At 46.5% G+C, this 19400-nt stretch carries 29 protein-coding genes; 5 read left to right on the top strand and 24 right to left on the bottom strand.

The genetic code is table 11. The features are described from left to right. Window positions 1–34: 34 nt before the first annotated feature. The 20 genes from JNUCC21_RS06730 to JNUCC21_RS06635 form a co-directional block, all read right to left on the bottom strand. Window positions 35–481: a phage portal protein gene (locus JNUCC21_RS06730; RefSeq protein ID WP_003154836.1), complete on the bottom strand. Its 447-nt coding sequence runs from the start codon at window positions 479–481 to the stop codon at window positions 35–37. Between the two features lie 76 nt (window positions 482–557). Next, window positions 558–1001 (bottom strand): phage tail tube protein, encoded by a 444-nt coding sequence (locus JNUCC21_RS06725; RefSeq protein ID WP_003154837.1) that lies wholly within the window; start codon window positions 999–1001, stop codon window positions 558–560. A 1-nt stretch (window position 1002) separates the two neighbouring features. After that, the gene (locus JNUCC21_RS06720; RefSeq protein ID WP_150941163.1) at window positions 1003–2400 is read right to left on the bottom strand and encodes a phage tail sheath family protein; all 1398 of its coding nucleotides are present in this window, start codon (window positions 2398–2400) and stop codon (window positions 1003–1005) included. Continuing rightward, the gene (locus JNUCC21_RS06715) at window positions 2400–2609 is read right to left on the bottom strand and encodes a hypothetical protein (RefSeq protein WP_007610809.1); all 210 of its coding nucleotides are present in this window, start codon (window positions 2607–2609) and stop codon (window positions 2400–2402) included. Before JNUCC21_RS06715 ends, JNUCC21_RS06720 begins: the two co-directional genes overlap by 1 nt. After that, a complete protein-coding gene (locus JNUCC21_RS06710; protein ID WP_032871277.1) occupies window positions 2606–3052 on the bottom strand; it encodes a hypothetical protein in 447 nt (148 codons plus the stop codon). The genes JNUCC21_RS06715 and JNUCC21_RS06710 overlap by 4 nt, the downstream gene beginning before the upstream one ends. Beyond that, on the bottom strand, window positions 3049–3552 hold the full coding sequence (locus tag JNUCC21_RS06705) for an HK97 gp10 family phage protein (protein ID WP_015239681.1): 504 nt from the start codon (window positions 3550–3552) through the stop codon (window positions 3049–3051). The genes JNUCC21_RS06710 and JNUCC21_RS06705 overlap by 4 nt, the downstream gene beginning before the upstream one ends. Then, window positions 3549–3905 (bottom strand): DUF3599 family protein, encoded by a 357-nt coding sequence (locus JNUCC21_RS06700; protein WP_007407272.1) that lies wholly within the window; start codon window positions 3903–3905, stop codon window positions 3549–3551. Before JNUCC21_RS06700 ends, JNUCC21_RS06705 begins: the two co-directional genes overlap by 4 nt. Continuing rightward, window positions 3902–4285, bottom strand: coding sequence for a DUF3199 family protein (locus JNUCC21_RS06695; protein ID WP_015239680.1), 384 nt, complete (start codon window positions 4283–4285; stop codon window positions 3902–3904). The genes JNUCC21_RS06700 and JNUCC21_RS06695 overlap by 4 nt, the downstream gene beginning before the upstream one ends. Before the next feature lie 16 nt (window positions 4286–4301). Continuing rightward, window positions 4302–5237, bottom strand: a complete 936-nt coding sequence (locus JNUCC21_RS06690; protein WP_007407274.1) for a phage major capsid protein — start codon at window positions 5235–5237, stop codon at window positions 4302–4304. Between the two features lie 26 nt (window positions 5238–5263). Next, window positions 5264–6109: an XkdF-like putative serine protease domain-containing protein gene (locus JNUCC21_RS06685; RefSeq protein WP_015239679.1), complete on the bottom strand. Its 846-nt coding sequence runs from the start codon at window positions 6107–6109 to the stop codon at window positions 5264–5266. 19 nt (window positions 6110–6128) lie between these two features. After that, complete coding sequence (locus tag JNUCC21_RS06680) at window positions 6129–7520, bottom strand: phage portal protein (RefSeq protein ID WP_094031916.1); 1392 nt, start codon at window positions 7518–7520, stop codon at window positions 6129–6131. Between the two features lie 48 nt (window positions 7521–7568). After that, the gene (locus tag JNUCC21_RS06675) at window positions 7569–8867 is read right to left on the bottom strand and encodes a PBSX family phage terminase large subunit (RefSeq protein WP_076423957.1); all 1299 of its coding nucleotides are present in this window, start codon (window positions 8865–8867) and stop codon (window positions 7569–7571) included. Then, window positions 8864–9661: a terminase small subunit gene (locus JNUCC21_RS06670; RefSeq protein WP_007407278.1), complete on the bottom strand. Its 798-nt coding sequence runs from the start codon at window positions 9659–9661 to the stop codon at window positions 8864–8866. Before JNUCC21_RS06670 ends, JNUCC21_RS06675 begins: the two co-directional genes overlap by 4 nt. Window positions 9662–9773: 112 nt before the next feature. Then, window positions 9774–10286, bottom strand: a complete 513-nt coding sequence (locus JNUCC21_RS06665) for a sigma-70 family RNA polymerase sigma factor (protein ID WP_007407279.1) — start codon at window positions 10284–10286, stop codon at window positions 9774–9776. 113 nt (window positions 10287–10399) lie between these two features. Further along, window positions 10400–10603 carry an XtrA/YqaO family protein gene (locus tag JNUCC21_RS06660; protein ID WP_007407280.1) on the bottom strand — a complete coding sequence of 68 codons (204 nt, stop codon included), beginning with the start codon at window positions 10601–10603 and terminating at the stop codon, window positions 10400–10402. After that, complete coding sequence (locus JNUCC21_RS06655) at window positions 10593–10934, bottom strand: hypothetical protein (RefSeq protein WP_007407281.1); 342 nt, start codon at window positions 10932–10934, stop codon at window positions 10593–10595. Before JNUCC21_RS06655 ends, JNUCC21_RS06660 begins: the two co-directional genes overlap by 11 nt. 97 nt (window positions 10935–11031) lie before the next feature. Then, window positions 11032–11199 carry a hypothetical protein gene (locus tag JNUCC21_RS06650; RefSeq protein ID WP_003154863.1) on the bottom strand — a complete coding sequence of 56 codons (168 nt, stop codon included), beginning with the start codon at window positions 11197–11199 and terminating at the stop codon, window positions 11032–11034. After that, window positions 11199–11999 carry an ATP-binding protein gene (locus JNUCC21_RS06645; protein WP_007407283.1) on the bottom strand — a complete coding sequence of 267 codons (801 nt, stop codon included), beginning with the start codon at window positions 11997–11999 and terminating at the stop codon, window positions 11199–11201. Before JNUCC21_RS06645 ends, JNUCC21_RS06650 begins: the two co-directional genes overlap by 1 nt. Next, window positions 11899–12726 (bottom strand): hypothetical protein, encoded by an 828-nt coding sequence (locus tag JNUCC21_RS06640; protein ID WP_020955681.1) that lies wholly within the window; start codon window positions 12724–12726, stop codon window positions 11899–11901. Before JNUCC21_RS06640 ends, JNUCC21_RS06645 begins: the two co-directional genes overlap by 101 nt. Beyond that, complete coding sequence (locus JNUCC21_RS06635; RefSeq protein WP_007407285.1) at window positions 12716–12895, bottom strand: hypothetical protein; 180 nt, start codon at window positions 12893–12895, stop codon at window positions 12716–12718. Before JNUCC21_RS06635 ends, JNUCC21_RS06640 begins: the two co-directional genes overlap by 11 nt. A 190-nt stretch (window positions 12896–13085) precedes the next feature. On the opposite strand from JNUCC21_RS06635, the gene xre reads away from it, so the two are divergent. Next, window positions 13086–13424, top strand: a complete 339-nt coding sequence (xre, locus tag JNUCC21_RS06630; protein WP_015239672.1) for an HTH-type transcriptional regulator Xre — start codon at window positions 13086–13088, stop codon at window positions 13422–13424. A 148-nt stretch (window positions 13425–13572) separates the two neighbouring features. Continuing rightward, window positions 13573–14163: an ImmA/IrrE family metallo-endopeptidase gene (locus JNUCC21_RS06625; RefSeq protein ID WP_007610775.1), complete on the top strand. Its 591-nt coding sequence runs from the start codon at window positions 13573–13575 to the stop codon at window positions 14161–14163. Window positions 14164–14301: 138 nt separating this feature from the next. Here JNUCC21_RS06625 and JNUCC21_RS06620 read toward each other — a convergent pair whose 3' ends face one another. Continuing rightward, entirely contained in the window at window positions 14302–14907 is a 606-nt protein-coding gene (locus JNUCC21_RS06620) for a poly-gamma-glutamate hydrolase family protein (RefSeq protein ID WP_015239671.1), read from the bottom strand. A 111-nt stretch (window positions 14908–15018) separates the two neighbouring features. Between JNUCC21_RS06620 and JNUCC21_RS06615 the strand changes: the two genes are divergently transcribed. Continuing rightward, window positions 15019–15396, top strand: coding sequence for a PH domain-containing protein (locus tag JNUCC21_RS06615; protein ID WP_007610770.1), 378 nt, complete (start codon window positions 15019–15021; stop codon window positions 15394–15396). A gap of 37 nt (window positions 15397–15433) precedes the next feature. On the opposite strand, the gene JNUCC21_RS06610 is transcribed toward JNUCC21_RS06615, so the two are convergent. The 3 genes from JNUCC21_RS06610 to JNUCC21_RS06600 all read right to left on the bottom strand — a co-directional run bounded on the left by JNUCC21_RS06610 (window position 15434) and on the right by JNUCC21_RS06600 (window position 17790). After that, complete coding sequence (locus JNUCC21_RS06610) at window positions 15434–16387, bottom strand: N-acetylmuramoyl-L-alanine amidase (protein ID WP_015417280.1); 954 nt, start codon at window positions 16385–16387, stop codon at window positions 15434–15436. A gap of 142 nt (window positions 16388–16529) precedes the next feature. Next, window positions 16530–16664, bottom strand: coding sequence for a PhrA family phosphatase inhibitor (locus tag JNUCC21_RS06605; protein WP_003154881.1), 135 nt, complete (start codon window positions 16662–16664; stop codon window positions 16530–16532). After that, window positions 16654–17790, bottom strand: a complete 1137-nt coding sequence (locus tag JNUCC21_RS06600) for a Rap family tetratricopeptide repeat protein (RefSeq protein WP_087920760.1) — start codon at window positions 17788–17790, stop codon at window positions 16654–16656. The genes JNUCC21_RS06605 and JNUCC21_RS06600 overlap by 11 nt, the downstream gene beginning before the upstream one ends. A 205-nt stretch (window positions 17791–17995) precedes the next feature. Between JNUCC21_RS06600 and JNUCC21_RS06595 the strand changes: the two genes are divergently transcribed. Together JNUCC21_RS06595 and JNUCC21_RS06590 are read left to right on the top strand one after the other, a co-directional pair. Further along, window positions 17996–18463, top strand: coding sequence for a DinB family protein (locus tag JNUCC21_RS06595; RefSeq protein ID WP_025284602.1), 468 nt, complete (start codon window positions 17996–17998; stop codon window positions 18461–18463). A 144-nt stretch (window positions 18464–18607) separates the two neighbouring features. Beyond that, window positions 18608–19372, top strand: coding sequence for a sulfite exporter TauE/SafE family protein (locus JNUCC21_RS06590; RefSeq protein ID WP_369878689.1), 765 nt, complete (start codon window positions 18608–18610; stop codon window positions 19370–19372). Window positions 19373–19400: the final 28 nt, after the last annotated feature.

Here is a 19400-nt window from a genome sequence, read left to right as displayed (position 1 = left end):
TAGAGATACACGGCTTCCTTATTCCCATCTTTTATCAGTTTTTTGCTTCTTGCTCCAGATCTTCTAATTCATCTTCAAAACCATTGATCTCAATCGCTTTATTCAGCCAATTTGCATACTCACCGCCGACTGAAAGCACGCGTTTTGCCACCTCGACCGGATCTGCCGTTTTGTAAGCGTCGCGGAGCTCCTTAGACCGGAAATCAGGGTAAATCGTAGATTCAACCGCGATCCGCGCATAGAAGCGCTGGCTGTCTAAGTCTTTTACGCGGCCTCTGCCCTTCACATTTTTATATGTCGTGCTTTCCTTCTCCAGTTCATCAATGCGCTCAGTCGTAATGGCTTTAAAAATAAAAGGCACGATGTTTCCTTTTTTATCGACAAAACGCTTTGAAAGCGGAACCCGAATCTCCTCAGCCTCGACTGTTTTACCTGGCATAAAGAATGATAGATCATATACTTGTTCGTTTTTTTCGCTCATGATGAAAACTCCCTTACTCTATTTTTTATAAAAAACAGGCCTGTAAAAAGGCCTATTTCACTCATACCGATCTTAATTAAAACGTTTCAGAAAGCTTTTCCGGCACATCGAAATCTTCAAAGGTAAACGGCACTTCTTCTTCGAGTGCTTCTGAGTCTACGTCCAGTCCGGCGATTTTTGCAGAATCAAAGTTGACGTCATACAGAGTGACGCGTTCTGTTCCGCGGCCCGATGATTTGTCATCAAGAACGGCTTGCAGCGTAAAATACGGGTCGCTGCCTTTTTTGACGTAATCCATCATAAGGACAGCAAATTTGGATGTGACCTTATAGAATGTTGCCGTGCCCGTTCCGTTGGCGCCTGTTGTTTTATGTCCCGTCATGCGGCGGCCCATGATGTTTACTTCTGATTTGTTTTTTTCCACGTTTGCTTCAAACGTTTTAATATGCGCCATCTCTTCTCCGTCGAGAAATAAACGGCCTTCTTTTCCTGAAATCGTGTTTTGCGCTTTTAATGCCATCTTAGTTTACCTCCACGTTAAAGTAGAATTTTTCTGCCGCATCCACAGGCTGTACGGCGAGATCGATTAAAAAGCCGTCGCGGTCTTCATTCAGCCCGATTGTAATGTCTTTGTCTGAATCAAAGTTGGCGATGCCGCCCGCATCCTGAAGCGTAGTCAAATATTGAATGATCATCGTTTTGACGAATTGAAGGCCGTCATTTGTCGCAGGAAGATCGCTGCCCGTGCCTTTTTTCGATTTAATTAAGGCTTTCAGTTCACGTGTCAAATCGTTATTCACCGCATCAAGCACACGGACGATTTTGTTTTTCGCGAACTTTTTGTTTTTCTCTGCCGTAAATGTCACCAATGAGTTGATATCTTTTTCAACGCTGACTGACTTATCACGGGCATCATAAGAGAAAAGGAATTCACCTTTGGAAAGACGTTCGATCACTTCATCATGAGTCAGGCGGTGCAGCACATCGACGGCGCCTTCGTATTCAACGAATGTTAAGGATTGATTAAATGCGGCGCTGGCACTTGCGCCTGCCACCCAGGCGGTCGCATCTTCAGCTTTAATCTCGGTTCCGTCTTCCAGCAGGACACCTTCAGTCACATTGATAATGCCTTCATAATCCCCGCTGTAATGGGCGGTCACCCCTTGCACTTTCTGTCCCTGCGCATCGCGAAGGCGTTTAATGAATGCGGCAAATGTCGCTTTCAGCTGATCGTTTTCCGCGACAGGAAGAGCGATGACATCGAAATTCTCCGTTTCAGCAGCAGCTAAAAAATCCGTATAGTCTGAGTTGACCGGTGCTTTATCAGTTCCGCCCGCGAGACGGATGCCTGCCTGCGGGTTTAACGTTTCCCCGGATTCTTCCTCAGTGCCTGTCAGCGGGATGGAAGCCGACAGTTCGCCCGTTCCCGTGAATGTGACATAGCCGTTTTCTTTTAATTCTTCGGCTTTTTTCACCGTTTGTTTGTCAACTTCCGCTTCATCCATGTAAGTGGTCACATCGAAAGCGGTCTGATCAAGGACGTTTTCACTGATGCGGATGATGATGTCATTTCCTTTTGAACCGCCGTACAAAGCGGTTGCCTTAACACCTTGCGAAAGATCGGCGCTCGCTCTGATTCCCTCTGTCAGACGGTACATCAAAACGGTTTTTGCTTTCTTTTTCGCCTCACGAAGCAGAATCAGTGACGGATCTTCAATACTGAGCCCCACTTTTTTATTCAAATCTTCAATACTTGAAATGGAAACGAATGTTTTCGCTTCCCCCCAGCCGGATGCGACGGGAAGGGCGACAATCCCGCGTTCACCGATCGATACCCGCTCCTGGGCGGTTGTTTTAAAGTTAAAATAGATCCCGGCACGTTCTTTTTCTTTTCCTTGCGTAAATGTTCCGCCGTTCATTATTGCATGACCTCCTTGGTTAAAAATGCTTCAATGTAAGACTTGGCTTGCGCTTTTGTCATTTGTTTTTGCTTCACGCCGAATAAAGCCCCCTGGAGAATCTCAGGTTTTACGCCGAAAAGCTCCTTCGCGTGCTTTGTTAAATCCGCCGTGTCATAAAGAACCGCTCGTTCCGCCGCTGCGGCATTTTTCTTTTTATGTTGTTTCACTTTTCTTTCACCCCGCTGTTAATGTCCACATCCCGCAGTGCGGGAGATGTTTGTTTCTGATAGTAGTAGCGGCTCGTCCAGCGGATTGTGATCACTGCCTCGCCTTTGTCTCCGACTCTTGTTTCGATACGGCTGATGCGGACGAAATCACCGGTATCCTCCCCTGATTCCGTAAGCAGCGGAATCAGCTGTCTTGATTCTCTCACCGCATCAGCGATCCGGTCGGCTGTATAGAGCGCCTGCACCGAGTCGGCATGGAACAGCTTCACATTCAGACTGTACGTTTTCTTATAAGTGGAGACTGTATCATTTTCGTCAAAAACAAATGGGGGCGGAATGTATAGTGACGGCACCTGAAATTGTTCAGGCAGTTCATTTTCATATACGGGCACGCCGCACTGCTGATACAAAAAAGCGGCGATTGAACCGGTTTCGCGATTCATCCGATATCTCCCCCCAACGTGTTAAGCCACTGATTGAAACGCTTGTCCAGCGATTCGGCGAAGAGTGTTTCATACAAAAGAAGGGCTTTGTCCCAAAACCCATTCCCGCTGATCCACTGTTTTTTGAGCGCCATTCCCGTTGAAGCTGACGGATCATAGATGAACCGGGAGCCTTGAAAATACCCGGGCACCCATCTGACATTTTCATCTGAGACGGTCCAATGTCCGTCATTTATGAATGAGGCATACTCTACATTGGTGCCGATTTCAAGGGTCAGTCCCCCGTTTTCAATGATCCATACATGATCCTGCGCTCCTTTTCGGAAAGAAGACAGCAGGTTTTCTGTATCAATCCCTCCCGAATGAATAAGCTCCTCCCGTACCAAGTCGAGAAAATCCTCTCCTGACTGTTCCAGCCATTCGCCTGCCTGACGGGCAAATTCTCCGGATGATGCCTTTTGCAGCGACCGATTCCATTGTTCAAGGTTTTTTATGCTCATAGCCTGTCATCTCTCACAGCGATAACCTCCCAATGGTGCTGTCTTGCTTTCTTCGGCATTTCCAGAATATACGCCTGTCCTTCCCAAATGATTTTGTCATTGACACGCACAGCGGCCTCTTTCGGAAAATGAACGAGAAACCGCTGATATACCTTATGATCAGGCGCAAGCTGAATAAGCTGCTGCTGTTTTTCAACAAACAGACACGGCACGTCTTCAGCGTCGGGCACTTCCGGATAAGAAAAGACAGGCTGGAGCTTTTCGGCGGGAATCCCGAAGCGTCCGGCCTTCGGAACTGACACCGTCTCATGATAAATATCGCATCTGTCAGTGAGCAGCCGTTCGTAGCTCATAAAGGTCTCACCTTTGCGATTGCAGAAACCGGGGAATAACCCGGCGTGATATATTCACAGAGCAGATGGTGCACCGCCGGTTTTCTGATTCCGCCTTCACCTGCCACCGTATACGAGTAGTCGCCTATCTTTTCAGATTGATAGGCGGAAGCGGCTGCTTCATTCTGGTTGATCAGCGCAAAATATTGAGAAAGCTTTAATAACGCAAGCTTAATCTTTTCGGGAAGCGGTGAGTAAATAGGGTCAGTGAACGAATGCCCCGCCATTCTGGCCGCTTCCGCCTCCGCCTCCAGAATGTCCTGTATTAGAAGCGGCTCCGGCCTGTTTTTGACTTGATCATAAACTGAATATGAAACAACGTCAGACGGCTGAATTAACATAACTGCCACCCCCGTCTTATTCTTTAACGTTTACGATTTTGGCGCTTGCATCTTCTTCTTCAAATTTGCTGTCAAGTTTAGCCGTCAGTACGATAATAAATTTGCGGCTGCGAATATCTTTATCTACTTCGATTCGGATATTCCGTGAAAAACCGAGAATGATATTTTTTGGGTGAGTCAAAATGATGTCAGACGCATCGTATTGGGAGTCACCTTCTCCGACCGAGTACGGCTGCAGATTGGACACTCCTTTGACCGGAACGCCGAATGCTGAAGACAAACCGCCCTGCACCGCAAGATCCCCCAGATTGGTCTGACGGTCAGCCACACGGTCTTTCCATTCAATCTCCATGCCTTGAGATGTGTAAAATCTGAATTCCTGAGGCAAGCGCAAATATTTAGCCGGAATGGCTTTTAAGCCTTTTTTAAATGTGGCTCTGGACAGCTCTTCCCCGTTTCCGTCAATGACGTGAGATACAGTCTGCTTACGGATTCCGTCAAGCTGTGCCAAGTACGGATCAGAAGAAGATGTATCGCCGTTTACGACAAGCTCCTCAATATCGACTGCCGCCCGCTCCGCCAAAATCTGCATGATCGTCTGCTGCAGGCCGTCTTTTTCAATATTATTTTCAAGCGTGTCATAGGTGATATTAATTTCCGCAATGACTTCTTTCGTATTCAGCTGCACCGTACTTGTTGCCGGGACGGTCAGCTGATCGTCAGTTAAGGCTTTTCCTTCCTCAGCGGCACGCAGAATACGCTGTCCGAAACCGATTTTTTCAAATTTCTGCGAGTCATTTTCCATTTGAATCACACGCGATTCGCTGAAAATGGTCGGCGTGTTCTGCACCATGCGGATAAATGCTGAAGCTTGTGCGGGGTTCATTAAACCGCCGCTTTTTAAAGCGGAAAGTGACATTTCCGCCTTTCTGATGATATCTTGATTTCTCACTCTACAGTTCCTCCTTCTGACTGGGCTTAAAGCAGTCCGCTCCAAATGGATTTTTTAACAGGCTCTTGGCCGCCCGTCTCTTCTTCCGGCTGCTTTGATGCGCCTCTTACTTTTTCAAGCGCTTCAATGCGTTTAATAATCGGCGCGAGCATGTCCTCAACAAGCGTTTTCAGCTTTTCTTCATCAGACGGCGCAGCCGCCCCGTCTTTGTCTTCCGTGTTTTGGTCCAAGCTGTCAAGCCGCTTTAAAAGCGGGTGCAGCGCGTGCTCAATCGATTCTCTAACGTCTTCTTTTCTCATCTTGTTCAAGTCCTCTCCTTTGCGGTTTCTTGATTTGCGGTCACGGTCGAGAAATTGCTTGACCGCGCCGAATAAGCCGGCTTGCTTTTCTGCCGGCTTTTCGTAAACGTCAGCGGTTCCCGCCATGCTGTAGCCCGTAATGATACCGGCTTTAATCTGATCCCATACTTCATCGGAAGCTTTGGTGACAAGCACCCAAGATCCTTTCCGGATCACAGCATTCCCGATTTCAAAGTCATCCGGGGCGACGTACGACTCCACCACCTCGCCGGTCCCGCCTTCAAAATTATGATTTGTATCGATGTTGCGGGCGTCCGCCAAAAAACCGTGAGCGGCCTTTTCAATCTCTTCAGCCGTCATATAATCGCCATGGGCATCCGGGACATCCGGCTCGTAAACGATGCCGTAAACAAGCTTCTGCTCATCCGATTCGCTTTTTGTAAACACCTGCACCTTTTTTTCAAATGACGGAAGGCCTCCGGCTGATTTTGTAAAAAAGAATTCCGTTTGGTTCGCCGCCTTATCGACATAGCTCACAAAACTGATGACGGCATTTCTCAATTCTCTCGGCACGAGATGTTTTCACCCCCTTTCAGGATTGCTCCTTTTTCCCTTTCAGCACCGGCCGGCTGTAGTACTCTTCAGGCCACTCCTCAAGCGTCTTGCCGAGCACTCTTCCGGCCAGATCACGGAGGTCATTAGGAGAGACCGCGCCGGCGGAAATAAATGGTGTAAGCACCTTCGCAATTTCAAGCGGATCGCGAAAATCAGGCCCTTTTAATGTAAGCTGTACATCGTGGAGACCCAGTTCAGGCAAAAATAACGTGTTGAGCTTATTAATCAGCGTTTTCCGCTCCGGCTGAAACACCTGCTCCTCCGTTATTTTCCGTGCCGTATCGGCGGTGGCTTTGTTGTATTCCTGCGCCTCGCCCGTATAAAGCGGCGGGAGACGGAAAGCGGAGCGGAGTTTATTTCTGCTTTTGTCGTCATATTCAAGAAACAGCGCATCATCCTGCAGAATTTCCGCAAGTGATTTAATTTCCACAGACACGGGCGTAATGTCTTCGCCTCCGTGAAGGTCTTTTTCCTTCGCAATGCCTTCCGCCTCAATCAGCAGAAACTTGTGGGCGTTTTCCACCCCTTCCAGGTCATTCATATAATCCTGGAGCTCTTTGTACGATGCTTCTGACAGCATGCCGTTTTCAACCGTAATGGCGGCCGGCACGTGACGGCCCTGCTTGAAATACATAAAATTCAGTTCTTCCGCTTTCCGGGCGCCGTACAGATTGACGATATTGCCGACCCAGCGCGGAATTCCGTAAGTGCCGCTGCCGATTTTTAAGTGAATGGCTTCATTTGCCCGGTATTCCTCAGACAGGGTCTTTACGTATTCGCCGGTTCTCATGTCCATCATGCGGGGGTCGCCGTATTCCTTAAAAAACACTTTCCGACCGTTCAGCATCTGAACATATTTACGGAACCGTTTTTGCCTTTTAATCGTTTTGGATGCGCCATTTTCTTCATAAGAAAATGTAACTTCAACGGGATCAGTCACACCGCAGACGCGCATATGTTTCACATCCAGATATTCAATCCCCGCTGGTTTTCCCGCCCCGTCCCGAAGCACTTCGAGAAAACCGTTGCCCGTTTTTTCACGGTCTTCTATCGCATATCCGAGGATCGTCTCGGCCGATTCATCAAAATGAAGACATTTGTAAAAGCTCTCCAGCTTCATCCAGTTTTTTTCGGCCCGGGCCTTTTTTGACGGGGAGCAATCTGGGCTATTTACATCAAAGGTGTATTCCACATCAAACCCAAAACCCGTAATATTGACCCGATACGCGTCAATGCACTGCTGAAGAATCGTCGAGTATTCGGCGATTGTTTTCAGTTCAATGAGATTATAGGGCGGTGAAATGATGTCTTCGCCGTACAGATCGGCAAATTGATCTTCGTTCATCTGCCTTGCCTGCGGCGCGGCCATTTTTGATTTAAAGACGGTGGCTCTAACGTTTTGATAGTTCGGCAACGCCTACCTCCTCCTTTCCCGATTCGGACGTCTCCGTTTTTGTGATGCATCTTTCAGATCCGCCGCGTCATAGTCATCCAGCGCATACCAAATGGCTGAAAGTGTGTGGGGATCAATTGAAAACTCATCTTCCGACAGAACGCCGTTTTTGTTTTTTGCGTACGTTAAGTTCTGCAATTCGCGGATCGTATGTTGACAGCTGTCTGAGCAATAGATGTGTTTGAACCGTTTCAGTTTTTTTGTATACTGAAGTCTTGAGCCCGGAAACTTTTTGGCCGCAACCATGCAAAAGCCCTGCCTGCGAAAATATTGGATGCTTTTCGGCTCAGCCGAATCCGCTTTGATCAGCTCTTTTTGATCCGCCAATTCCTGAAGCTCCTCAGCTGTCTGATCATCGGTCATTTTGTTTTTGTAATACTCCCAGAAAATATAAAGCTCTTTTTGATCCGGATCGACGGCAAGCCGGATGACCGCATTGTATGACTCTTCAAAACCGAAATCCATGCCGGTCCGAAACAGGGGGCGCCTGATGGAAGCAATCCGCTCCGTTACTTCGTTGTGCTCCATGACCTGAAACTGCGGAAACACGCGGATGCCATTGATGCCGAACTGTCCTTTGCGGGCGATCCGGTATAAATCGGGATCGTAATGCCGTAAACTGTCCAGCTGCTTAATATAGCTTTTCGGCAAAAACAGATTATCGCACGCTGTGGAGTGGTGGTAATACGTATCCCCCTTAACGACGGTGCCTTTTTCATACAGCGTCTGATCATCCAATACGAAGCGTTTTTTTTGCTCATCACGAAAAAAATGCCGGTACGTCCAATTGGAGGTGCCGACGGGATTTGTGGTGCATATCATATGAAGCGAAAGCTCGGGATGGCGCAGACGCCCGATCAGCTCCTTAAAGCCTTCATACTTCACTTCAGAGCATTCTTCAATCCAAATCAGTGAAATATGATGAATGGATTTCAATTTGGCCGGGTTGTCCATCCCTTTAAACATAATCCGGCTTCCGTTTGAAAATCTCAGCTTCATCGGTGAAGACACGGCTTTTACAGCATGTCCCAGCTCAAGCTCTCCGATAATATCTTCAAACAAGGCAAACGTAGAATCTCTGTGCGTATCGAAAACTTCCCGCACGACAAGCGCCGTCCGCTTTTCACGAAGCAGCTTCAGGATGATTTTCAGCGCGGTATGATAGCTTTTTGACGAGCCGTAGCCTCCGACGAGAAATTGGTACGTTTCATTCCAATTGAACAAATAATCTTCAAAGCGCGGGTTGACCGCTTTTTCAATCATGACCGTTCCTCTTTCCGCGTAATGACAATGTCAATCGGCTTTTGGCTGTCTTCTGTTTTTTCCATCTTCTGCTGTGCCAGCTTTAATTTTTCATTTTCGATTTTTTGTTTAAATTGATCAGGGAAAAGGTCAAAGTACAAGGACAGCTTTTCAAGAGCCTTCATCTTGTCGGCAAGCTTTATTGCAATGCCCTCTTTTCCGAGTTTTGCTTCTGTGACGATGGTTCCGTCCAGAAGGTGCGAATCTTTAACGTCAACGTAGCTGATTTCCTGCATAATCGGCTTATCATTTTCGTCAAAGAGCGGCCCTGATTTTCCGAAGGCCTGAACCTCTTTTTTTCCGAAGGTTACATAATCGGTAATGTCGGCGAAAGCGATTTTCACATAGACTTGAAGAACGTCCATCGCTTCGACAAACACTTTATTGACCATTTCCTTTTTCATGCGGCTGATTTCTTTGGCGACTTTTTCGTTTTTTAACAGCCTGCTTCCCGTCACATGCGCGCTTTCCGGTGAATAGCCGGCTTTTATCGCAGATTGGGTGGCGTTAAAGCTTTTCACATAATAAAGACAAAACAGCCGCTGGCGTTCGTTTAACTCATCACCTTCGCCCGGGTTATTTTTTCCGCCGCTTTCCGCGTTCTTATGAAGCGCCTCGTCCCAGCGCCCTTCTTTTTTCCATCTGCCGATCGTTCTTGCGGATACGCCTGATTTGCCGGCAAGGGCGCGATTTGTGATGCGGCCTTTATGAGACTGATAGATTGTAAATGCCTGTTTTCTTTTTGCGTTTTTCATGCTACGGCATCACCGCCACCTCCGACATGATTGTCTATAATAAAAAGCGGCTTCTAATCGGGCCGCTTTTTGTGATCGTCTGTTCACTTCTAGGTGGCAAACGTATGACAACTTATGAAGCAGGCGATTGATTTCTTTGTTCCTGCTGTTTTTGTATTTTTAGAAGCGCCCGTTTGACCGTCGTCTGTACGGTTGATTTCTTTACATTCAGCAAGGCGGCGATCCGTTCATATGAAAAGCATTCCGCTTTGTGGAGCAGCAGCATTTCTTTTTCTCTATCCGTTAAAACGGCTAATGCGTCCCGCAGTCTGATTCTGTCTTCTTCAGTCACATTCCCGGAAGGTTCAAACATCAGCGCCTGCGAATAGGTTTCTATGATTCTCGGATCTTTAATCAGCATTCTCTGATAAGCGTCTCTGCGGTCTATCGCTCTTCTTATGCCGGGCTGCCGGCCTTTTTCAAGCCATTCGATGACATATTCCACATCTGTAATGATCGTTCTGATGATTTTTTTATCTTTCAGTTCTTCTGAAGTAAGCACCGTTTCATCGGCTTCCTCCAGCTGCTTGTACCACTTTTTCGTCTCTTTCAGCGTGCGTTTATATTCAAATAGTAAGTCTTCCATGCAGATCCTCCTCTTTTTCGGAACAAAAAAAGGACACCAACCAATGCGCAGCATGTACGCGATTGATCAGTGTCCGCAGGCTTTCCGTCTTGGACGTATTCTGTTTTTTTCGATTAATTCAATTTAAAGCCGATTTCATATTCGACCCGGGCCAGATCCCCTTTTCGCGTTTCGACAAGCGTTTTGCCGTGCTCCGGCGCTTCGGCGAGCCATGCTTCCTTCTTCAGTCCGTCTACAATAATCACCCGAACCTTGCCTTCTTCCAGCTGGCTTTGTAATGTTGTATGTTCAATGTCAGTCAGTTTTTTAGGATTCATGTTTTACGTCCTCCGTTTTTTTCAGGATGTTTACTTCATGTATGAGGCTTCCGAGCTCATTTATGAACGCTTCTTTTTCTTCAGAACTTTCTCCCCGGAGCAGGCGGAGAGCCGTTTCGGCCGCCTCAAAAAGTTCCGGGGCCTTTGCCATCAATGCCGCGTTGATCTGCTGAGAGTATGAACTTAAGTTGAAAACGGCCGCGATGAGCCTTCCGTTTGAATAAGGGAACTTCTCTTTATCCGCTTCGCTGTAAGCGGAATAAATGTAAATGGGTTTTTCTTTTCCGCTGTGTACGGCCCGCCATGGAGCGGGGCTGTGTTTTTCTTGCAATGGTTATCCTCACTTTCCATCAGCCTCATGCCATGCTTCAATTTGCTTTTCTATCCGTTTCGCCCTGAACAGCAGGCAAAAAAGCCATTTAATATATTTATACACGTGCATCAAGCCTCGCTTTTGCGTCTTGAACCATTCGCTCAAGACGTTTAATGACCGGCGTTAAATCAGTGCCTGTTTTGCAGTTCGGGCAAGGGTGAAAGACAGCGCCGAAACCCGTTTCCGTCACAATGACCTTCTTCGGCCCGCACAGCTTACACATTATCTCGCCCCCTCTAATCTGTGGTTTACGTCAAATGAATTGCCATTAATGATGACTAAATAATCGCTGCACATCTCATAAATTCTTGTGCCCAAGGCTTCATCAACCTGCACCAGTCTGTCACAGGCCAGCTCGCTCGAGATAAGAACCGGCTTATGATTTAAATAGCGGTAATTCACGACGGCGTACATTTGTTCAATCTGCCAATCGGTCGCCCGGGGTTTTCCGTTCAGCGGTTTGAACAGATCGTCAATAAAAAGCACATCCGCCTGTTTCATACGGCCAAGCTTTGCATCAAGCAGATCAAAATCATTTTTTAAATCCGTAAAGCCCTCCACAAAAGGAAAATACAGCACGGGTGTCTGCATCTGTCTCATGACATAATTGCTGAGAGCGGTCAAAAGATGGGTTTTTCCCGACCCCGGACGCCCTAAAAGGGCAATGCTGTTTTTCCGGCAGTTTTTAATCTTGTCGAAGTTTTCAACATATTCAAGGGCGCACTCGTATGCGTCGACGACTGCCTGAGGCTTGCCCCGCGTGATAAATCCTTTGAAATCCAGCTTCCGAAAGGCGCCTGTAATCTCACTTGCGCTGAGGATGCGCTCTGCTTTTCGTTCGGCGGCGCAGCGGCACTTAACCCACACATCCATTCCCAGCTGGTTTTTGAGATAACCGCCCTGATCTTTACAGAGCGGACAGTCAAAGCGGCTTTCGTCTGATTCTTCCGGTCTGTCCGCCAGTAATGGACGTTTTCCGTTTTTCAGGTCGGCCAGTATCTGCTCGATCGTTCGTTTTGTCATGTATCGTATTCCTCTCTTTTTTTGTTGTGATTGTCCTTCCCGCAATTCGTGCATTCAAGCGGTCTTCCATATACTTGGCGCAATAGCTGAAAGCCTTGATCGTTTCAGCTGAAGATGTGCGCCGCTGTTCAAAAGCGGTAAAGCATTCGCCGAGCCATTTGATTGCTTCTTGTGCTGACGCACCGAGGGAAACAATACGGGCGATGGCCTGATAATCCCGGGGCGACGGGTATACGCTCCGCCCCTCCTGTGCAGACCTTAATCTGATAAAATGGGCGGCAATGTCGTTAATCGCTTCTTCAGCAGTATGATTTTTTGTTATATCTATTTCTCTCCGGACATTTTTGTCCCGGTGATCCGCCGATATTGTCCGGTCAGTTGCTTCCGGGCGGGTCAATGTCTTTTTCGGCGTGAATCTTTTCGAGTGCTTTACGGAGACGATGAGTCCGTAAGGGGCGCGGACGGTTTTGATATATTCATGCTGTTCCAAAACCTCAAGCCACCGTCTGACGGTTTTTTCGCTGACGGCAAATACATCGGCCATCTCTCTTGCTTTTACGGGCTTATGACCAAGGACGATCCCCCACTTTACACCGTCTTTTACGTGTTCCTTTGTCGTTGAGCTGATGAACCATAAAAACAGCCAAATGGCGGACCCTATTTTGTCATAATGTTCTGAATTCAATAATCCGGAATAGATGAAAAACGGGTAGCTTTTACGACTCATAAGGAACGTCTCCGTTTGTCTTCAGACCTATATAGCGTTCATACTGCAATCGGTTATCAAATCGGAATACCGGAAGTCCGCAAGCGGTAAAAGATATCGAACCGCCTGCTTTTCCTAAACATCTCTGGTCAGCCGGATTGCTGCTGAAACGGATGATTATCGGCTGCATCTCTCACCCTCCCGATCAATTTCTTATCGTATTTTGATACATTCCGTATCTCTATGATGTTGATTATATACGATACCTTTCGTATCATCAAGACCTTTTTGATACTTTTTTTATCATCTCTTTATTTTGATACATTTTGTATCTATAATCATAAGTAACTTAGGGTGTTGAAAAAAGAGAGGTCATTCGGATGATAGGCGGAAGATTAAAGAATCTCAGAGGAAAGAAAACACAGGAAGAAGTCGCAAATCATATCGGTGTCTCGCGCGCCAGATATTCTCATTATGAAAACGGCCGATCTGAACCCGATTACGACACGCTGCAAAAGCTTGCGGATTATTTCAAAGTGTCGACTGATTATTTGTTAACCGGAAAAGAACCTTCAGATGAAGACATGTTTGCCGATCCCGACCTGCAGATCGCATATCGGGACATGCAGGACTTTTCTCCGGAAAGCAAGCAGCAGGCAATTGAATTCATTAATTATTTAAAAGAAAAAGAGAAAAACCGCAGGCCAAAACATAAATAATCCGCTCTTTTCCTTTAAACTGCTTAACGTTCAGCCGATATAAAAGCTGAATGTTTATTTTTAAAAGAAAAGGGAATTGATTCAAAGTCCGATCAGGGCTTTTCTTTCTCGCTTAAAAAAGAACATATGTTCGAAAGGGTGTATTCAATTGGGCGATTTTTTAACACATCTTGAGGAATACGTCAAAAACTTATATTGCCGCATGGGAATGACCGCCCCTCTCCATATTGATATGCAGATGATTGCCAAGGAGCTTGACATTTGGATTCATTTTGAAGATACGCACAGTATGATGCTGAAGCGGGACGGCATGTACAGCATCGTCCTGAATCAAAAAAAGTCACCCGAAGAGCAATGGCAGGATTTTGCGCACGAACTGTGCCATGTACTGAAGCATACCGGCAACCATTTTCATATGAACAAGCTGTTCAGGGAACTGCAGGAATTTCAGGCCAACCATTTTATGTACCACTTCTGTGTGCCGACCTTTATGCTGTTAAACATGGAGCTTCCCCAACGGAGAAGCCATGCCGTTATTTTAATCGCAGCCGCTTTCCGGGTGACGGCATCATTTGCGGAAAAAAGGCTGGAGCTGTTTGAACGGCGTAAAGCAGGTATTCAATTTCAGAAGCGGCTCGCTTGTCTGTTATCCGACAAGCGGCCGAATGTGTATTATGAAAGCGGACAGACACACTTGCATGCCGCTGAAGAAAAAACGCCGTATTTTATTGAAAATTAGCGATACTCCGCCGCCAGAGTGTCGGCATTTTAAATCGCAGGAAAGGTTTTTTGCATCATGACGCTGTTCCCACCGTGCTGCCCGCCACGCACTTCTTGCGCCGCATAGCTTCAATGAATGTAAGAACGGGCCCCCTGTTCATTTATCATAAAAACCGGCCTTCACGGCTTCTACATACCGAAAAAACAGATCGGTTGGCGTATATTTTTCTCCCCGGCAGCCAAAATTGCTGAACAGCGCGTGTCTCTGCGCCGTGCTCACTTCCAATTGCAGCCCCATTTTCCTTTTTGTCCGATTGACAATGTTGCCGGGGTTTACACCTGCCAGCCGATCATTCTTCTCTGTCAGCTCGGCATCAAACCCCGCTTCACGCAGCAGATCACAAATCAGTCTTGCTTTTTCCAGATCCGCGCCCCCGACGAGTGTATTTGCCTTTTTCAGATCATGATACCCATGAAAAGCCAATCCGTAATGATGGGCGGTCACTTTTTCTAAAGCCAGGGGTTCGTCAAAGCGTGTGCTTGTCAAATGGAGAGAACGGTTATCGCACCGCTTCGTTCCTTCAAATAAATAAATTGAGCTTTGGTCAGAAAATGCCCGCACCAGCTCACTGACACCCGGCTCAATCCTGCCGCCGTGGGGAGCGAGGACGATACATTTACTTCCCTCTTTTTCTTCATAAATAATTCTGTATTCCGATTCAGCAGCAGAAAGGGCTGCGAAATTATCATATCTATCTTTCATGTGTAACATGCTCTCCTTTTCCAGTCAGCACCAGTTTACTCTACTCATCTGGGAATGGAAACCTTTTTATAGTATGATTTGATAGAATACGTATCAGGGGGGGGATATATCATGGGGTTCATCAATGGATTGCTGGGCAATGCGTCGACAATATCGACGGCTGAAGCAAAAGCAGAACTGGCTCGTATTCTGCTGGAAGGTGAGAATGTCAACGCCGCATTTAAGCTTGTCCGAGATATAATTGTCTTTACGGATAAGCGTCTTATTCTTGTTGATAAACAGGGACTCACAGGGAAGAAAACGGAGATTCAATCCATTCCGTACAAGAGCATTTCCAGATTCAGCGTAGAAACCGCCGGCCGCTTTGACCTTGATTCAGAGCTGAAAATTTGGATTTCAGGCGCGGAACTTCCCGCTGTCTCAAAGCAGTTTAAAAAAGATGAAAGCATTTATGATATTCAAAAGGCCCTTGCCGCAGTTTGTATGTAAGAAGAAACGGAAGCCCGGAGAGCTTCCGTTTTATTGATTACAGTTTTTCTTCAATTTTCGCCTTCGTTTTCGGGCCGTAAATTCCGTCTGCCGTTAACCCGCTGACGGATTGAAAACGTTTTACGGCATTTGCCGTTTTCGGACCGTAAACGCCGTCCGCCCCATGATTTTTTGCTCCTTTATCGGGATAAAAATAAAGAGCGGATAAAGCGTTTTGCACTTGTTTTACGTTTGTCCCTTTCGTCAGCGGTTTCGTCACTTTGATCACACCGGATGGAAGCGGATAGGAAGACACAGCCTGACTTTTTGAAGAAGAACCCGTCTGAGCGAGCTTGATCACTTGTCCGACTGTAATGTGATTCGGATCGGTGATATGGTTGATGCTTTGCAGCGATTTTACGCTGACACCGTGCGATGCGGCGATTTCCGATAAGGTGTCGCCTTTTTTCACATGGTATTCAGACGCGGAAGAAGCAATAGAGGCTTTTTTCGCCGGCATACTCCCGCTTAATTTTTTTTCAATCTTCGCCTTCACTTCATCCCAGCGGCCTTCAGACAAAATGCGGTGCGGGCAGTACTTTCCGTTCCAGTCCTGATGCTTTCTGATTCTGTCAATCCCCCAGCCCCGTTCTTTCAAAAGCTGCGCCGCGAACGCAATCGCCAGTTCTTCTGCGGCTCTGTACCGTTCGCCGCCTGACTTGCTGTAACAGATTTCTATAGCAATCGACTTTCGGTTTCCGGTACCGTTCGTGCCGTCTCCCGAATGCCAGGCATTCCGGTCCAACGGAATTCCCTGGATCACTTCTTTGTCATCAACCGCAAAATGATAGCTCGTTGATTCGCTGTTTCCCGTCATATAGCTGATTTCATTAGCGGCGGATGCGTCGTTTGCCGTGTTATGAATGGTAATATACTCCGGCGTCATCGGATTCGGACATTTTAACGCATATTTATCAGCCGATACGAGCCGTTTTTTCACTTCAATCCCCACTCTTCATCTCTCCTTATGCCTTTTTCATCAATAGGTGGCATTCGTAGGACAGATAACTTGAGCATATAGACCCTGCATTCGGATAAAAATGGAATGGATACGCATGCAAAAAATAAGACCCTTCCAAAGAAGGGTCTTTATGTTATGTTTGGTTGCGCGCGGCAATATGGAATGTGCCGTCCGCTTGATTTTCCAAATGGCTTTCATGGCCGATCACCTGTGTAAAGCTGAACCCGACAGCAACAAGCAGCAATCCTGACAACAGTTTAGATTTCATATAGACAATCTCCTCTCTGGATTTGTTTTTGGGCGTGCACCATTTTTTCATAAAACGTGAGCGCTTTTTCAGGCTGTCCGTGTTTCATGTAAAATTTGGCAGCGTCATGCGCCAATTCTTCCACATACGGATACAGCATGTGTTCTTCCAGAAAATCAAACGTGTGCCTGACGGATGCGTTATCCATTTCCTTGCCGTATAACGCATGTAAAAATTGGAACAGATTCACAAACAATTCATCATTGTATTCGCGGGCGATACTGAGCCCGAGGCGGTATTGCTTCTCTGCTTCGGCTGTAGTGTTCTGTTTATAAAGAACCTGTGTTAATGAGTAAATAGAATGCGGAAGATTATCGAACTTTTCTGACCTGCAAATGGAAACGGATGTCTCAAAATATTCGGCTGCTTTAGAGAGGTCTCCCATTTTTTCGTAACAGTTTCCGAGATTATATAAGGCTGAACTGATAAGACGGGGATTGCCTTCTTGTTTTGCAAGATCTAAAGCAAGTTCTAAGTGGGGCAATGCTCTTTCTGGATACTGCATGTCATCATAATTCCCTGCAATAACGAATTCACATTGGATTCTGCGGACGTTGTACGTCTCATACGATTGGTACGTTTCAAGGGCTTGAACGGCATAACTCATGGAGACGTAGGTTTGTTTCAGGTTGTAAAATATCTCGGCCATTTTAAAAGCAAACTCAGCTTTCTCGATGTCATCAGAAACGAGTGCAAGGTTTTTTTCAGCCCGTTTGTAATACATCATGGCGTTTAGGAACATTTTCTGTTTAAATTCGTACATTCCTCGAAAAAAATTAAAGTAGTAATCAAGCAGTCCTGTCAGTTTATACTGGTTGCCTTCAATGTCTTCCAATAATTCTGAAAACTCAGGCTGAGAAGGGTCCTCTTTTAAGGGCTTGATGTAATCCAGCATGACACGGTGTCTGAATTCCATTAATGAATAATACAGCAGCAGATCCTGATCTTCTTCCATATCCTCGATCTCTCTCTCTACTTCACGTTTGACGCGCTCCGCCTCAAGGACGTGAAACTGCCGGATATGGGTATACCATTCATTAATTTTGAGCCCGACAAAAGAGGACGGAATAGTCTGCTTCATCCTCAATAAATCCCCCCTTTTGGAATGACCGAGATATGTCATATTTTATCATATTTGCTAGAAAAAGAAGAACGCAAAAAGACCGCAATTGTCGAATTTCGGATATCCGCAACGATTTATCTCCGTCACAAGCTTATTGCTTGTTTCTTCCGTGCCGTTGATATAGCATATCCTTGCAGCTTTTTATTCTGTATTAAATGGGGGTTTTCACATGACAGCACAAAATCAGTTGGTCAGCCACTTTCTGTCACATCGAAACGTGACGATTGAGCTGGCGGAAAAAATCAGCCGCGAACATTACGATTACAAGCCGGCAGAGACATCAATGTCCGCTCAGGAACTTGTAAAGCACATGGTTTATTCTTTTCTTATGTTTGCAAACGTCATTAACGACGGAAACGCATCAGCCATCCAGAACAAACCGAAAGAAGAAGCAGAAACAGACCTCGTCAAACTGGCTGAAACGTGTACTGAAAAAACGACAGACATCCTGTCACAGCTGACAGAAGAGCAGCTGAACCGCGAAATTGACCTGACCGCCTCTTTCGGCAGAAAAGTGACCGGCGCGGCTCTCCTTCAGCTTGCGATGGAGCATGAAATTCATCATAAAGGCAATCTTTTCGTGTATGTCAGAGAAATGGGCCACACGGAACTTCCGTTTTATCAGCAAAAATCATAATCCGGTCATCCGCCGGTCTGCGACATAACAGCAGGCTGGCGGATTTTTTGTTCTGTATAAAATTTTCCGAAAATTTAATTGATTACCGCCTCTTAATCATATATAATCTGATAAAAATAGTAGGATTATTCAGGAGGCACACAGATGACAGTAAGCATTGTGTTTATGGGTTTCTTTGTCGGAACGCTTGTCGGATTGACGGGTGTGGGAGGAGCGGCGCTTTTGACTCCTTTACTGATCGTTTTGGGGATCAACCCCTCAATCGCCGTCGGCACTGACCTTTTATATAACTCCATCACCAAACTGTTCGGTGTCGTTTCTCACTGGAAGCAGCGCACCGTTCAATTTAAACTTGTCGGTTACTTGGCGCTCGGAAGCATTCCCAGCGCAACAGCCGCCATCGGTGTTCTTCACGTGTTTCCCGCTTTTCACCAGCATCAGGAGCAGATTATCAAACAGGCGCTCGGCTACGTACTGACCCTTGTCGCCATTTCCATTATCGCCCGCCTTTTTTTCGATAAAAGACTGCGGCCGAACCGCTGGCAGCAAAAAACGCTTGAAGAAAAGCGGACACTCTTGATAATGATCGGCGTCATTTTCGGCTTCATCGTCGGCCTGACATCTATTGGGTCCGGCTCATTATTTGCGATCGCCATGTTATACCTGTTCAGAATGAAAACGGCAGAAGTGGTGGGAACGGATATCGCACATGCCTTTCTGCTCGTAACTGCTTCCGGTCTGTTAAACGCAAGCTTCGGAAGCGTCGATTACCTGCTTGTATTGAATCTGTTGATCGGCTCTGTGCCGGGTGTGCTTCTCGGCAGCTTCTTTTCGCCGAAATTCTCACCGCGCCCCCTGCAGTTTGTGATGGCGGCGATTATTTTAATCAGCGGAATAAAATTAATATAAAAAAGCGTCCTTTACAGGATCGCTTTTT

The organism is Bacillus sp. JNUCC-21 (assembly GCF_041222765.1).
In the GTDB taxonomy this organism is placed as follows: Bacteria; Bacillota; Bacilli; order Bacillales; family Bacillaceae; genus Bacillus; species Bacillus velezensis.
This window is presented reverse-complemented; position numbering and strand designations above follow the sequence as displayed.

Coding starts and splice junctions, on each gene's coding strand:
- JNUCC21_RS06725 (WP_003154837.1), bottom strand. CDS start 1,001: ATGGCATTAAAAGCGCAAAACACGATTTCAGGAAAAGAAGGCCGTTTA.
- JNUCC21_RS06605 (WP_003154881.1), bottom strand. CDS start 16,664: ATGAAATCTAAACTGTTGTCAGGATTGCTGCTTGTTGCTGTCGGGTTC.
- JNUCC21_RS06640 (WP_020955681.1), bottom strand. CDS start 12,726: ATGAGTCGTAAAAGCTACCCGTTTTTCATCTATTCCGGATTATTGAAT.
- JNUCC21_RS06670 (WP_007407278.1), bottom strand. CDS start 9,661: ATGAAAAACGCAAAAAGAAAACAGGCATTTACAATCTATCAGTCTCAT.
- JNUCC21_RS06710 (WP_032871277.1), bottom strand. CDS start 3,052: ATGAATCGCGAAACCGGTTCAATCGCCGCTTTTTTGTATCAGCAGTGC.
- JNUCC21_RS06620 (WP_015239671.1), bottom strand. CDS start 14,907: ATGAAAGATAGATATGATAATTTCGCAGCCCTTTCTGCTGCTGAATCG.
- JNUCC21_RS06730 (WP_003154836.1), bottom strand. CDS start 481: ATGAGCGAAAAAAACGAACAAGTATATGATCTATCATTCTTTATGCCA.
- JNUCC21_RS06650 (WP_003154863.1), bottom strand. CDS start 11,199: ATGTGTAAGCTGTGCGGGCCGAAGAAGGTCATTGTGACGGAAACGGGT.
- JNUCC21_RS06590 (WP_369878689.1), top strand. CDS start 18,608: ATGACAGTAAGCATTGTGTTTATGGGTTTCTTTGTCGGAACGCTTGTC.
- JNUCC21_RS06705 (WP_015239681.1), bottom strand. CDS start 3,552: ATGAGCATAAAAAACCTTGAACAATGGAATCGGTCGCTGCAAAAGGCA.
- JNUCC21_RS06660 (WP_007407280.1), bottom strand. CDS start 10,603: ATGAATCCTAAAAAACTGACTGACATTGAACATACAACATTACAAAGC.
- JNUCC21_RS06635 (WP_007407285.1), bottom strand. CDS start 12,895: ATGCAGCCGATAATCATCCGTTTCAGCAGCAATCCGGCTGACCAGAGA.
- JNUCC21_RS06720 (WP_150941163.1), bottom strand. CDS start 2,400: ATGAACGGCGGAACATTTACGCAAGGAAAAGAAAAAGAACGTGCCGGG.
- JNUCC21_RS06700 (WP_007407272.1), bottom strand. CDS start 3,905: ATGAGCTACGAACGGCTGCTCACTGACAGATGCGATATTTATCATGAG.
- xre (WP_015239672.1), top strand. CDS start 13,086: ATGATAGGCGGAAGATTAAAGAATCTCAGAGGAAAGAAAACACAGGAA.
- JNUCC21_RS06680 (WP_094031916.1), bottom strand. CDS start 7,520: ATGGCCGCGCCGCAGGCAAGGCAGATGAACGAAGATCAATTTGCCGAT.
- JNUCC21_RS06695 (WP_015239680.1), bottom strand. CDS start 4,285: ATGTTAATTCAGCCGTCTGACGTTGTTTCATATTCAGTTTATGATCAA.
- JNUCC21_RS06645 (WP_007407283.1), bottom strand. CDS start 11,999: ATGACAAAACGAACGATCGAGCAGATACTGGCCGACCTGAAAAACGGA.
- JNUCC21_RS06665 (WP_007407279.1), bottom strand. CDS start 10,286: ATGGAAGACTTACTATTTGAATATAAACGCACGCTGAAAGAGACGAAA.
- JNUCC21_RS06595 (WP_025284602.1), top strand. CDS start 17,996: ATGACAGCACAAAATCAGTTGGTCAGCCACTTTCTGTCACATCGAAAC.
- JNUCC21_RS06615 (WP_007610770.1), top strand. CDS start 15,019: ATGGGGTTCATCAATGGATTGCTGGGCAATGCGTCGACAATATCGACG.
- JNUCC21_RS06675 (WP_076423957.1), bottom strand. CDS start 8,867: ATGATTGAAAAAGCGGTCAACCCGCGCTTTGAAGATTATTTGTTCAAT.